The sequence below is a fragment of the Noviherbaspirillum aerium genome, from assembly GCF_008929045.1.
Classification (GTDB): domain Bacteria; phylum Pseudomonadota; class Gammaproteobacteria; order Burkholderiales; family Burkholderiaceae_D; genus Noviherbaspirillum; species Noviherbaspirillum aerium.
In genome coordinates, this window is the sequence record NZ_VFAH01000005.1 from 114,513 (window position 1) to 126,502 (window position 11,990).

Genomic DNA, 11,990 nt, shown 5'->3' on the forward strand with positions numbered 1-11,990 from the left:
GTAAACTGGCCGCATTATCTCATTGCCCGACCGGATTTTCTTTTGGCATCACCACAATCTTCTGACAACACGGCCTCCAGCGGACCGATTGACCTGCGAACCGTGCGACGGCTTTTCTCGGAGCCGGCACGGATAAGGGAGTCCGATTTCCTGCGCAGGGAAATCGCACACCGCATGCATGAACGCCTGTCCCTCATCAAGCTGCAGCCCAGGGAAGTTCTGGACCTGGGCTGCGGAGAAGGGGCCGACATGACCGGGCTGCAGACGCAGTATCCGGAGTCGCGCGTGATCGGCGTCGATGCTTCTTCCGCCTTGCTGCGGGAGGCGCGCCGGCACCGAGAGCAGGCAATGTCATCCATGCAGCGACTTTTTTCAAAATGGCTGCCGAGCCGGGGCGGCGCCGGTTATGCGGCGCAACTGATATGCGGCGATTTCGCCCGCCTGGCACTCCAGTCCGGCTCCGCCGACCTGGTCTGGTCCAACCTTGCGCTGCACTGGCATCCCCAACCCGACCTGGTTTTTTCGGAGTGGCGCCGGGTGCTGCGTGTTGACGGATTGCTCATGTTTTCCTGTTTCGGTCCCGATACCTTCCGTGAAATCCGCGACGCCTTTGCCGGCATCGACGAGGCGGCGCATGCATTCTCGTTCGTCGATATGCACGATTTCGGTGACATGCTGGTCAATGCGGGGTTTTCCACGCCGGTCATGGATATGGAAAAGATCACGGTGACCTATGATTCCGCCGACAGGCTGCTGGCAGATGTCCGTGCTTGGGGAGGCAATCCGTTGCTGACGCGGCGCCGCGGTCTGCTTGGCCGGCATGCTTATGCCAGGATGCTGCAAACCCTGGAAGATCGCCGCAATGCAGAAGGAAAAATACCGCTTACATTTGAAGTGGTGTACGGACATGCCTTCCGTCCTGCCCCCCGCACGACGTCGAGCGGAGAGGCGATCATCCGGTTTGATCCGCGCCGGAAACCGTAGAGCGGGTTGCGAATGGGGCATGGCCGTCCCGGCTTGCCCGCGTTTCGACGCAAACCGGTTCTTCCGTACATTCATCCGCAATCGGCTCCGGCTTCAGTCCGGACGCCGGCGGCATTCGCCGGCCAGGATTCGTCTGCATGCCGAACACCCGCCGCGTGGCGGCCACATCCGTCATGGCTGGGCCGGAATACGATCCGTGATCAAAACATCAATGCAGGCCGGCATGGACAATGTCCCGGATCGAGTAGGAACAGGGCGGCTGCGGCCGCTTTGCGACATTTTTTCCGCTTGATAAGCGGCTAAGTCTAGCCTTATACTTCCGTGGTTTTGCGTAGTGATTGTATCCCTTAGTCCGTAGCCGAAATCAGGATCGTCTTATGGCGTCGCGCGAGTGGATCTTAAGACGCAATTGTTCGATTTCACCGCGGCAGCTGATCACCGTTTATGCAGCGTTGTGCATGACCTCGTTGCTGATCTCGTTGATGTTTGCATTGCGCGGTGCCTGGTACATTCTCGGCTTTGCCATGCTGGAAATGTTGGCGGTTGGAATCGCCTTTTTCCTGTATGCTCGCCATGCCAATGACCGGGAGCGAATCGAACTGGCAGATGACTGCCTCCTCGTCGAGTTGGTCGAGGTGGAGCGCATCCGACAGTTCAGGCTGGATCCGCGCAGCACGCGCGTTGCATCGCCTGAATCGCGACATGCGCTGATCTCCCTGGAGGCGCGGGGTTGCAAGGTGGAAGTCGGCCGCTTTTTGACGGAATGGAAAAGACGCGAGTTTGCCCGGGAACTGCGGGGCGAACTGGCGTCCAGAAAAAATACAGGAATCCAATTTTAGGTTTTTGAGGAAAATATGAAACTTGCGAAGCGCCTCCAATCACTGATGCTCGGTGCGTCGCTCCTGATGGCAGGCATGCCAACATGGGCGGTGGTGGACAGCCAGGGCGGTCCTGCTGTACGTCAGTTGAATTTTCAACAGCCGGTCACCAAAATCGCCGAAGAGATCTATTCGCTGCATAACCTGATGCTGGTTATCTGCCTGGCGATTTTCATCGGCGTCTTCGGCGTCATGTTTTATTCCATCCTCAAGCATCGCAAGTCCCTCGGCCACAAGCCCGCCACCTTCCATGAAAGCACCGCAGTTGAAATCGCGTGGACGGTTGTTCCTTTCCTGATCGTCATCGGCATGGCATTGCCTGCGACAAAGACTGTCGTGGCCATGAAAGACACTTCCAACGCCGACATCACCATCAAGGCGACCGGTATGCAGTGGAAATGGGGTTATGACTACCTGAAGGGCGACGGCGAGGGCATTTCCTTCCTGTCGGCCTTGTCGACGCCGCGCGAGCAGGTCGTCGATGCCACCAAGGTCAAGAGCGACAACTACCTGATCGAAGTCGACAATCCGGTTGTCGTTCCGGTCAACAGGAAAATCCGTATCGTCACCACCGCCAACGACGTTATCCACGGCTGGACCATTCCGGCATTCGGCGTCAAGCAGGATGCGATTCCCGGCTTTGTCCGCGACACCTGGTTCCGTGCCGAAAAGACCGGTGTTTACCGTGGCCAGTGCGTCGAGCTCTGCGGCAAGGAACACGCCTTCATGCCTATCGTCGTCAACGTCGTTACCGAAGACGAGTACAAGAAGTGGGTCGACGGCAAGAAGAAGGAAATGGCGGCGCAGGCCGACGATCCGAACAAGACCTACACCGTGGACGAGTTGAAGCAGCGCGGCGAAAAGGTGTATGCCTCCAACTGCGTCGCCTGCCACCAGGCCAATGGCAAGGGCGTACCCGGCGCATTCCCCGCGCTTGACGGTTCGCAGAACGTCAACGGTCCCAAGGGTCCGCAGATCGCCATCCTGCTGAACGGCAAGGGCGCGATGCCGCCTTGGAAAGGCGTCTTGAACGACACCGATATCGCCGCCGTGATCACTTACACACGCAACTCCTGGTCCAACAAGGCACAGGAAAATATTGTTCAACCGGCTGAAGTGCTGGCTGCGCGCAAGTAATCGAGAATTAGGAGATTGAGATGAGCACCACCGCAGTTGATCACGCCCACGATCACTCTCACGACCACGCGCATGACCATCCTCACGGCTGGCGGCGCTGGTTGTACGCAACCAACCACAAGGACATCGGCTCGCTGTACCTGTGGTTCTCATTCATCATGCTGTTGTCCGGCGGCGTGCTCGCCCTGGGCATCCGCGCCGAGCTGTTCCAGCCCGGCCTGCAACTGGTCCAGCCGGAATTCTTCAATCAGCTGACCACGATGCACGGCCTGATCATGGTATTCGGCGCGATCATGCCGGCCTTCGTCGGCTTCGCCAACTGGATGATCCCCCTGCAGATCGGCGCATCCGACATGGCGTTCGCCCGCATGAACAACTTCTCGTTCTGGCTGCTGCCGCCTGCGGCAATCCTGCTGGCCGCATCCTTCCTCGCCCCCGGTGGCGCGACGGCTGCCGGCTGGACGCTGTATGCGCCGCTGTCGACCCAGATGGGTATCGGCATGGACATGGGTATCTTCGCGATGCACATCATGGGCGCATCGTCGATCATGGGTTCCATCAACATCATCGTCACCATCCTCAACATGCGCGCTCCCGGCATGACACTGATGAAGATGCCGATGTTCTGCTGGACCTGGCTGATCACTGCCTATCTGCTGATCGCCGTGATGCCGGTTCTCGCGGGCGCAATCACCATGACGCTGACCGATCGCCACTTCGGCACATCGTTCTTCAACGCCGCCGGTGGCGGTGACCCGGTGATGTACCAGCACATCTTCTGGTTCTTCGGCCATCCCGAGGTGTACATCATGATTCTGCCGGCGTTCGGGATCGTGTCGCAGATCATTCCGGCATTCGCCCGCAAGCAGCTGTTCGGCTACGCATCGATGGTCTATGCAACCGCATCGATCGCGATCCTGTCGTTCATCGTCTGGGCGCACCACATGTTCACCACCGGCATGCCCGTGACCGCGCAGCTGTTCTTCATGTACGCCACCATGCTGATCTCGGTGCCGACCGGCGTGAAGGTGTTCAACTGGATCGCGACCATGTGGAAGGGCTCGATGACTTTCGAGACACCCATGCTGTTCGCCGTCGGCTTCATCTTCGTGTTCACGATGGGCGGCTTCACCGGCCTGATCCTCGCGGTGACACCGATCGACATCCAGATGCAGGACACCTACTACGTGGTGGCGCACTTCCACTACGTGCTGGTTGCCGGTTCGCTGTTCGCGCTGTTCGCCGGCTTCTACTACTGGGGTCCGAAGTGGACCGGCTTCATGTACAACGAAGGCCGCGGCAAGTTCCACTTCTGGGGTTCGATCATCACCTTCAACATCACCTTCTTCCCGATGCACTTCCTGGGTCTGGCGGGCATGCCGCGTCGCTATGCCGACTACCCGGCGCAGTTCACCGACTTCAACATGATCGCGACAATCGGGGCATTCGGCTTCGGACTGATGCAGGTGTATTTCCTGTTCGCCGTGGTGATCCCGTCGATCAAGGGCGGCAAGCCGGCGGAAGCCAAGCCGTGGGATGGCGCGGAAGGCCTCGAGTGGACCGTGCCTAGCCCGGCGCCTTTCCACACCTTTGAAGTGCCGCCAACCGTCAAGTAAGATGAGGTTGAGGGGCAGGATCCAATCCTGCCCCGACACGCATATGCCGGATTCAAAAAAACCAAACAACCTGAAAACCGCGCTGATTATCGCCTCGCTTGCCGCGGCGTTTTTCATCGGCATTTTCATCAAGCGCATCTGGTTCACCTGATATGGAACAGCAGCCAAACATGAACGGACAGCACGGCAGCAAACTAAACAGGCAAATGCTTGGCAAGCTGCTCGTGGTGGCGGTCATGATGTTTGGCTTCGGCTATGCGCTGGTGCCAATCTACAAGAAGATCTGCGAGATCACCGGCATCAATCTGCTGACGCCAAAAGATTCGATGGTCGGCGACATCAAGAATACGCAGGTCGACAAGACGCGCACGATTACGATCGAATTTGATGCCAACGTGCAAGGACCTTGGCGTTTCCGGCCGACGGTATCGAGCATGCAGGTGCACCCGGGCGAAATGGCCCAGGTCGTTTATGAAGTCGTGAACACGCAGTCGCGCAGCATGGACGCGCAGGCTATTCCGAGCTATGCGCCGCAGCAGGCTTCCAGCCATTTCAAGAAAATGGAGTGTTTCTGCTTCAAGCAGCAGACGCTGGCGCCCAATGAGGCGAAACAAATGCCGGTCGTTTTTTATATCGATCCGGCCTTGCCAAAGGATGTAAAGACGATAACCTTGTCATATACATTCTTTGAAATTGGCGGACCAGGCAAAAAAGCCAGCTGAGCATGGATGACAAGAACAAGCCGGCGCGGCGGAAGGCATCATTCGGCGCGACGATCAAGGCGGTACTGTGGTCCTTCTTCGGTGTCAGGAAAAGAAGCGATTACGAGAAGGATGCCGAGCAGCTGAATCCGGTGCATGTCATCATTGCCGGGATCATTGGCGCAATCATATTCATTGCGACGCTCTTGCTCATTGTGAAGAGCGTCGTCGCAAAGTAATTATTTAAAATTTGTATTGGGAGATGGAAATGAGTTCTCAGCACGCTGGCAAGGCGCCGTACTATTTCGTGCCCGGTCCGTCCAAGTGGCCGGTCCTGGCAGGTGCTTCGCTGCTCCTGACGATGGCAGGCGCATCGGCATGGGTGAACGGTTACAACTGGGGTCCGATTGCCAATATCATCGGTGTCATCGCTACCGTGATCGTGCTGTTCAAATGGTTTGGCGAAGCCTTTGCGGAATCGGAAAGCGGCCTCTACAGCCCCCGTATCGACGTGTCGTTCCGCTGGAGCATGAGCTGGTTCATTTTCTCCGAAGTGATGTTCTTCGCAGGCTTCTTCGGCGCCTTGTTCTATGCGCGCAGCGTGACCATGCCATGGCTGGCCGACATCGATCACAAGCTGCTCTGGCCTGACTTCTCCGCGCAGTGGGGCAACACCCCGGCAGGAACAATCGACCCGTTCACCAAGATGGGGCCGTTCCCGATTCCGACGATCAATACCGCGCTGCTGCTGCTGTCCGGTGTGACACTCACCATTTCCCATCACGCACTGCGTGCGGGCGAGCGCGGCAAGACTGCGTTCTGGCTGCTGGCCACCATCGTTCTCGGCGCCATCTTCATGGGCTTCCAGGTGTACGAGTACATGCATGCCTACAGCGATCTGAACCTGAAGCTGACTTCCGGCATCTATGGCTCCACCTTCTTCATGCTGACCGGTTTCCACGGGTTCCATGTGACCCTGGGCGCGATCATGCTGGCTGTCGTGCTGTATCGACTCATGAAAGGGCACTTCACGCCGGATAACCACTTTGGTTTTGAAGGCGCCGCATGGTACTGGCACTTCGTCGACGTTGTCTGGCTCGGTCTCTACGTCGTCGTGTACTGGCTGTAATACAGGCACCGCAATGAAAAAGCCGCACTACGGTGCGGCTTTTTTACTGGCTGGCCATGACTGCTTGAATATGACGGTTTGATTATGTTCACATAACCGGTGACCCGGCGGTCTTTCCTAGCGTATGCCGGTCGGCTGTATCCATCCCTGGCTGTGCGCAACCAGAATCAGGATGAACAGGGTGATGGAGAAACCCACCCGAAATGCCAGTGCCTTCACAGTACGATTGCTTTTGCCTTTGTCTTTCATCAGGAACAGCAGTGCGGAGCCAAGACTCAGCAAAATGAGGACAAAGGCGAGGGCGACAAGAATTTTCATCAACGTAGGCAGGGCAAGATGACCGAAGCTGCAGAGTATCCCAATGGTTTCTTCGGTGCGGTTAAAAAGACATTGTAATGCGATTGACCTTCCGTTTCCGCCCGATTCCGTTCATTGCCGCCGTGATTGTCGCAGCGATCGGCCTCATGCTTGGCAATTGGCAAACCCGCCGGGCGCATGAGAAGGAAGTTATTGAAGCCAGGCTGCTTGAACGTGCTCAAGCTCCGGCAGTTATTCTCGATGCCACGCTGAGAACTCCTGCCGAAATGGAATTTCGACGCGTCAGCGTCAAGGGCAGTTTTGTCGGCGGCTGGCATATCTACCTGGAGAACAGGCCCTACCAGGGCGCTCCGGGATTTTATGTACTGACCCCGTTGAAAATTGCCGGGTCCGACATGCATATTCTGGTAGTGCGAGGATGGGCCCGGCGGGATGTTTCGGACCGTACCAGATTGCCGCCCATCGCAACCCCGGCGGGCCAGGTGGAAGTATCCGGCATCGCGCGCGTCAATACCGGTCATGTTCTGCAACTCGGCACGGCAGAGCCGTTGAAGCCCAATGCCATCGTGCAGAACGTTGAAATAGGGGACATCAGCCGCGCAGCCGGGTTTGCATTGCAGCCCTTCGTTATCGAACAGACATCGGAGGCGGCCGACGGCCTGGTTCGCGACTGGCCGCGACCTTCGTCCGGCGCGGACAAGCACCGCGGCTATGCCTTTCAGTGGTATGCACTGGCAGCCACCGCCCTTTTATTTTTTGTCGTCACAGGATTTCGACGTGGAAGAAGCTCAACGTAAAAATTCCGGCCGCTGGAAGCTGTTTGCGGTGATTGCAGTGTGCGCATCGCCGCTCATTGCCTCGTACCTGACCTACTACGTCATCAAGCCCGAGGGCCGTACGAACTATGGTGCCCTGATCGATCCCCGCGCTCATCCGATGCCGTCGCTCAATGCAACCGAACTCGATGGCAAGCCCGCCAGCCTTCAGCAGTTCAAGGGCAAGTGGCTCATGGTGTTTGCGAACGGTGGCGAGTGCGAAGAATCATGCCGCAAGCGCCTGCATGACATGCGGCAGCTGAGGCTGGCACAAGGCAAGGAAATGGATCGTATCGAGCGGATCTGGCTGATCACCGACCGGCAGCCGCTCGACACCGTGCTGATGCGCGAATACGACGGCACCCACATGCTGCGCTCCGATCCGCAGCAGCTGAAAGCCTGGCTGCCCAGTGAGCAGGCTTCCGCCTATACCGATCACATCTACATGATCGATCCGCTTGGAAACCTAATGATGCGCTTTCCCAAGGATGCGGACCCCAACAAGATCAAGAAGGATCTGTCGAAGCTGCTCAAGGCTTCGCGGATAGGTTAGACAGGTTAGGTGCGCACATGCTGATTCAACTTGGCTTGATGGGACTGCTTGCGGCATTGCTGCCGCTGGCGATCGTCTGGGTATCGGGCGATGCCAACAAATACCGCAAACTTGTGTGGGTCACCGTCTTCCTGACGTTCGACTTGATCATGTTCGGCGCCTTTACCCGTCTGACCGACTCCGGGCTCGGATGTCCCGACTGGCCGGGCTGCTACGGCCATGCCAATCCGCTGCAGGCGCACGAGCATATCAGCGCCGCCGAAGCCGCCATGCCCACCGGTCCCGTGACCGTCGTGAAAGCCTGGATCGAAATGATTCATCGCTATCTCGCCATGGCGGTCGGCGTACTGATCATCGCGATCATGTCGATTGCCTGGCGCGGATGGATCAAGTCGCGCCGCTCCAATCCGCGGTTTGCGCCATGGCTGCCCACTTTTCTGTTCGGCTTCGTCTGCCTCCAGGGCGCATTCGGCGCCTGGACGGTCACCCTGAAATTGCAGCCGGTCATCGTCACCATCCATCTCCTGCTGGGACTTTTTCTGCTGCTGATGCTGGCCTGGCTTGGCGAGCGCGAAAATGCGCATCCGGCCATTTCACCCGGCGCCTCGCGCCTGCGGCTTCCGGCAACTTTGGCGCTCGTCCTGCTGTTCATCCAGATCGCCTTGGGTGGCTGGGTGAGCACCAACTATGCGGCACTGGCCTGCACCGACTTTCCCTTATGTCATGGCAAGCTCCTGCCCGACATGGATTTCGACAACGGATTCACCCTCTGGCGCCACCTGGGCAAGACGGCGGAAGGCGACTATCTGCCTTTCGCGGCACTGACGGCAATCCACTGGGTGCATCGCAACTTCGCCTTTGTTGTCGTGCTAGTCATTGCCTGGGCCGGGCACAAGGCCTTGCGTACCGAAGGCTTGCAAAAGCTTGGCAAGTGGCTTCTGCTGGCGGTCGGATTTCAATTCCTTACCGGCATGTCAACGATTTTCCTGAAGTGGCCGCTGGCGTTGGCGGTAGTGCACAACGGCGGCGCGGCCGTCCTTGTGCTGCTGCTCACCATGCTAAACTATCGGGCTCGGATTCCCGACCAGGCCGCTGCGAGCCGCAGCGCAACGCAACTTTCGGCCGCATGACACTCAAGTGACTACCCTGACCGTACAAACCAACCGCCTGGCCCAGTACTGGGCCCTCACCAAGCCGCGCGTCACCCAGCTCGCCGTGTTCTGCGCGGTGATCGGGATGTTCCTTGCCGCCCCGGGCCTGCCTGACTGGCGTATTGTCGTTGCCGCCACGATCGGCATCTGGTTGCTGGCGGGCGCCGCCTTCGCCGTGAATTGCCTGGTCGAGCGGGAAATCGATTCGCGCATGGCGCGCACCGCAAGGCGGCCGATGGCCCGCGGCGAAATCACCGTGGCGCAGACGCTGGTCTTTTCCGGCGTGATCGGCGGCGCCGGGATGTGGATTCTTTTCAATTTTGTCAATCCGTTGACGATGTGGCTGACTTTCGCCACTTTCGTCGGCTACGCTGTGATTTACACAATGCTGCTCAAGCCGGCGACACCGCAGAACATCGTGATCGGCGGACTTTCCGGCGCCATGCCGCCGGCGCTCGGATGGGCTGCTGTCGCCAATGATGTACCGATGCAGGCCTGGATCCTGGTGCTGATCATTTTCGTCTGGACGCCGCCGCACTTCTGGGCGCTCGCCCTGTACCGCCGGGATGATTATGCAAAATCCGGTTTGCCGATGCTGCCGGTGACCCATGGGCTGAAGTTCACCCAGTTCCATATCTGGCTGTATACCATTGCCCTGGTGGCCACCACGATGCTGCCTTTCGCAGTGCAGATGAGCGGCCTTATCTATCTCGCCAGCGCCGTGGTGCTCGGGGTGATCTTCCTTTGGTACGCATGGCAGATCTATCGTCACTACACCGACCTGATCGCACGCAAGACCTTCGCCTATTCGATCATCTACCTGTCGCTTCTGTTTGTCGCGCTGCTGGTCGATCACTACCTGAAAATCTGATATGCCAAATCGAATTCCGCGACGCGTCGCAGCACTTATCCTCGCCAGTGCCGGCCTCCTGCTCTCCGCCTGCGACAAGCAGAGCGAAGGAGGCCAGATGCTGCTGTCTCCGGTGCAGTCCAGCTTCAAGAATACGGACGTGACCGGACTGGAGTACGCCAAGGATTTCTCGCTTCCCGATTTCACTGGCAAGACACGCACGCTGGCCGAATTCAAGGGGAAGGCGGTGGTCGTCTTCTTTGGCTATACCCAGTGTCCCGATGTCTGTCCGACCACCATGACGGAAATGGCCAACGTGATGCAGCAGCTCGGACCGCAGGCCGACAAGGTTCAGGTCATTTTCATCACGGTGGACCCGGAGCGTGATACGCCGGAGCTGCTCTCGAAGTATGTGCCGGCATTCGACAAGCGCTTCATCGGACTCGTCGGCGACAAGGCCGCTACGGAAAAGGTGGCCAAGGACTTCAAGGTGTTTTATCAGAAGGTGCCGGGCAAGGAGCCGGGCAGCTACACGGTGGACCATACCGCCGGCAGCTATGTGTTTGACCCGCAGGGACGCATCAGGCTGTTCGTCAGGCATGGCCAAGGGACGGAACCCATCGTGCATGACTTGAAACAGCTGTTGTCATGACAGCCGCTCAGGCGCCAGTCACCCGAATGTGGCTTGATCAGTAAAGGGCAATACGCAAAGGGTAATAAAAGTTAAAGGCAAAAGAAAAGGCGCTCGGGTGAGCGCCTTTTTGTTTCCTGCATCAGGTTCCGAGGTACGCCCCGGCTTCCCGTGCCGCTTTGGCTTCAGGCGTACGCCGCAAGCGTACCTTTCATCTTCTTCAATGCCGCGCTTTCGATCTGGCGAATGCGTTCAGCCGATACGCCGAATTCGTCAGCCAGTTCATGCAGCGTGGCGCCCGAACCATCGTCGCTTGCAAGCCAGCGAGCTTCCACGATCCGGCGGGAACGCGGATCCAGCTTGCCGAGCGCAGTCTCAAGACCTTCCGTCTGCAGACGGTCATACTGCTGCGCTTCCAGCGCCCGGGTAGGCTCCTGCGCATCGGAAGACAGGTAGGCGATCGGTGCAAACTTGTCGTCTTCATCATCGCTCGGCGCATCCAAGGCAATATCATGGCCCGACATTCGGGTTTCCATTTCAATCACTTCTTCGCGCTTGACGTTCAATGACTTGGCCAAGTCGTCCACCTGGGCCGGCGTCATCGCATCGAGGCCTTCCTTGTGACTGCGCAGATTGAAGAACAGCTTGCGCTGTGCCTTGGTCGTTGCCACCTTGACCAGGCGCCAGTTCTTCAGAATGTACTCATGCATCTCCGCCTTGATCCAGTGCATTGCATAGGATACAAGCCTTACTCCCTGATCAGGATCGAAGCGCTTGACCGCTTTCATCAGGCCGATATTTCCTTCCTGAATCAGGTCGGCATGCGGCAATCCATAACCGAGATAACCACGCGCAATCGATACGACGAGCCGCAGGTGCGAAAGCACGAGCTTCTGTGCCGCGCCGAGATCATTCTTCTCACGGAATTCGCGCGCGTATCGGGTTTCTTCCTCATGTGTGAGCATGGGGATGCGATTGACTGCGGAGATGTAAGCCTCGATGTTGCCAAGGTTGCCGGAGAACCCTAGCGTAAGCGCGTTGTTGCTTACCGGAACCAGTGCAGACTGTGCAGATGCTTTCATCGTTTCTCCTTCCTTTGAGCGGCAACCGCCCAAGGCTGAACGGTCCGCTGTTTGAACGACATATTAGCACTCCCTATTCAAGAGTGCTAATCGTGGTTCTCAACAACCATCATAGGGCCGTTCTATTGCAAATATGGAATAACTC

15 protein-coding genes are annotated in these 11,990 nt (G+C 58.0%); 13 read left to right on the forward strand and 2 right to left on the reverse strand.

Annotation, left to right across the window (positions count from 1 at the left end; all coding sequences use genetic code 11):
* The first annotated feature begins 42 nt into the window (after positions 1 to 42).
* The 8 genes from FH061_RS09850 to FH061_RS09880 all read left to right on the forward strand — a co-directional run bounded on the left by FH061_RS09850 (position 43) and on the right by FH061_RS09880 (position 6,445).
* A complete protein-coding gene (locus tag FH061_RS09850) occupies positions 43 to 984 on the forward strand; it encodes a methyltransferase domain-containing protein (protein ID WP_404822438.1) in 942 nt (313 codons plus the stop codon).
* A 377-nt stretch (positions 985 to 1,361) separates the two neighbouring features.
* Complete coding sequence (locus tag FH061_RS09855) at positions 1,362 to 1,823, forward strand: DUF2244 domain-containing protein (protein ID WP_151635459.1); 462 nt, start codon at positions 1,362 to 1,364, stop codon at positions 1,821 to 1,823.
* A gap of 15 nt (positions 1,824 to 1,838) precedes the next feature.
* Entirely contained in the window at positions 1,839 to 2,999 is a 1,161-nt protein-coding gene (gene coxB, locus FH061_RS09860) for a cytochrome c oxidase subunit II (RefSeq protein WP_151635461.1), read from the forward strand.
* Between the two features lie 20 nt (positions 3,000 to 3,019).
* Positions 3,020 to 4,615, forward strand: coding sequence for a cytochrome c oxidase subunit I (gene ctaD, locus FH061_RS09865; protein ID WP_151635463.1), 1,596 nt, complete (start codon positions 3,020 to 3,022; stop codon positions 4,613 to 4,615).
* Positions 4,616 to 4,658: 43 nt separating this feature from the next.
* The gene (locus FH061_RS30935) at positions 4,659 to 4,766 is read left to right on the forward strand and encodes a cytochrome oxidase small assembly protein (protein ID WP_225984578.1); all 108 of its coding nucleotides are present in this window, start codon (positions 4,659 to 4,661) and stop codon (positions 4,764 to 4,766) included.
* A 1-nt stretch (position 4,767) separates the two neighbouring features.
* Positions 4,768 to 5,337 carry a cytochrome c oxidase assembly protein gene (locus tag FH061_RS09870; RefSeq protein ID WP_404822442.1) on the forward strand — a complete coding sequence of 190 codons (570 nt, stop codon included), beginning with the start codon at positions 4,768 to 4,770 and terminating at the stop codon, positions 5,335 to 5,337.
* A gap of 2 nt (positions 5,338 to 5,339) precedes the next feature.
* The gene (locus FH061_RS09875; protein WP_151635465.1) at positions 5,340 to 5,555 is read left to right on the forward strand and encodes a DUF2970 domain-containing protein; all 216 of its coding nucleotides are present in this window, start codon (positions 5,340 to 5,342) and stop codon (positions 5,553 to 5,555) included.
* 29 nt (positions 5,556 to 5,584) lie between these two features.
* Positions 5,585 to 6,445 (forward strand): cytochrome c oxidase subunit 3, encoded by an 861-nt coding sequence (locus FH061_RS09880; RefSeq protein WP_151635467.1) that lies wholly within the window; start codon positions 5,585 to 5,587, stop codon positions 6,443 to 6,445.
* Between the two features lie 117 nt (positions 6,446 to 6,562).
* Here the strand turns inward: FH061_RS09880 and FH061_RS09885 are convergent, their stop codons facing one another.
* Complete coding sequence (locus FH061_RS09885; RefSeq protein WP_151635469.1) at positions 6,563 to 6,763, reverse strand: twin transmembrane helix small protein; 201 nt, start codon at positions 6,761 to 6,763, stop codon at positions 6,563 to 6,565.
* A gap of 77 nt (positions 6,764 to 6,840) precedes the next feature.
* Between FH061_RS09885 and FH061_RS09890 the strand changes: the two genes are divergently transcribed.
* Genes FH061_RS09890 through FH061_RS09910 form a run of 5 tightly spaced genes read left to right on the forward strand, consistent with a single transcriptional unit; the run spans position 6,841 to position 10,784 of the window.
* Positions 6,841 to 7,560, forward strand: a complete 720-nt coding sequence (locus FH061_RS09890; RefSeq protein WP_151635471.1) for an SURF1 family protein — start codon at positions 6,841 to 6,843, stop codon at positions 7,558 to 7,560.
* Positions 7,490 to 8,131, forward strand: coding sequence for an SCO family protein (locus FH061_RS09895; protein ID WP_151635473.1), 642 nt, complete (start codon positions 7,490 to 7,492; stop codon positions 8,129 to 8,131). The genes FH061_RS09890 and FH061_RS09895 overlap by 71 nt, the downstream gene beginning before the upstream one ends.
* A 17-nt stretch (positions 8,132 to 8,148) precedes the next feature.
* Positions 8,149 to 9,261, forward strand: a complete 1,113-nt coding sequence (locus FH061_RS09900; RefSeq protein WP_151635475.1) for a COX15/CtaA family protein — start codon at positions 8,149 to 8,151, stop codon at positions 9,259 to 9,261.
* Positions 9,262 to 9,268: 7 nt separating this feature from the next.
* Positions 9,269 to 10,153, forward strand: a complete 885-nt coding sequence (cyoE, locus tag FH061_RS09905; RefSeq protein WP_151635477.1) for a heme o synthase — start codon at positions 9,269 to 9,271, stop codon at positions 10,151 to 10,153.
* Position 10,154: 1 nt separating this feature from the next.
* The gene (locus tag FH061_RS09910) at positions 10,155 to 10,784 is read left to right on the forward strand and encodes an SCO family protein (protein ID WP_192804990.1); all 630 of its coding nucleotides are present in this window, start codon (positions 10,155 to 10,157) and stop codon (positions 10,782 to 10,784) included.
* Between the two features lie 164 nt (positions 10,785 to 10,948).
* Here the strand turns inward: FH061_RS09910 and rpoH are convergent, their stop codons facing one another.
* Complete coding sequence (gene rpoH, locus FH061_RS09915; protein ID WP_151635479.1) at positions 10,949 to 11,845, reverse strand: RNA polymerase sigma factor RpoH; 897 nt, start codon at positions 11,843 to 11,845, stop codon at positions 10,949 to 10,951.
* Between the last annotated feature and the right edge of the window lie 145 nt (positions 11,846 to 11,990).

Coding starts and splice junctions, on each gene's coding strand:
- FH061_RS09895 (WP_151635473.1), top strand. CDS start 7,490: ATGCACTGGCAGCCACCGCCCTTTTATTTTTTGTCGTCACAGGATTTC.
- FH061_RS09900 (WP_151635475.1), top strand. CDS start 8,149: ATGCTGATTCAACTTGGCTTGATGGGACTGCTTGCGGCATTGCTGCCG.
- FH061_RS09890 (WP_151635471.1), top strand. CDS start 6,841: ATGCGATTGACCTTCCGTTTCCGCCCGATTCCGTTCATTGCCGCCGTG.
- FH061_RS09875 (WP_151635465.1), top strand. CDS start 5,340: ATGGATGACAAGAACAAGCCGGCGCGGCGGAAGGCATCATTCGGCGCG.
- FH061_RS09885 (WP_151635469.1), bottom strand. CDS start 6,763: ATGAAAATTCTTGTCGCCCTCGCCTTTGTCCTCATTTTGCTGAGTCTT.
- FH061_RS09855 (WP_151635459.1), top strand. CDS start 1,362: ATGGCGTCGCGCGAGTGGATCTTAAGACGCAATTGTTCGATTTCACCG.
- FH061_RS30935 (WP_225984578.1), top strand. CDS start 4,659: ATGCCGGATTCAAAAAAACCAAACAACCTGAAAACCGCGCTGATTATC.
- coxB (WP_151635461.1), top strand. CDS start 1,839: ATGAAACTTGCGAAGCGCCTCCAATCACTGATGCTCGGTGCGTCGCTC.
- FH061_RS09880 (WP_151635467.1), top strand. CDS start 5,585: ATGAGTTCTCAGCACGCTGGCAAGGCGCCGTACTATTTCGTGCCCGGT.
- FH061_RS09870 (WP_404822442.1), top strand. CDS start 4,768: ATGGAACAGCAGCCAAACATGAACGGACAGCACGGCAGCAAACTAAAC.
- FH061_RS09910 (WP_192804990.1), top strand. CDS start 10,155: ATGCCAAATCGAATTCCGCGACGCGTCGCAGCACTTATCCTCGCCAGT.
- rpoH (WP_151635479.1), bottom strand. CDS start 11,845: ATGAAAGCATCTGCACAGTCTGCACTGGTTCCGGTAAGCAACAACGCG.
- ctaD (WP_151635463.1), top strand. CDS start 3,020: ATGAGCACCACCGCAGTTGATCACGCCCACGATCACTCTCACGACCAC.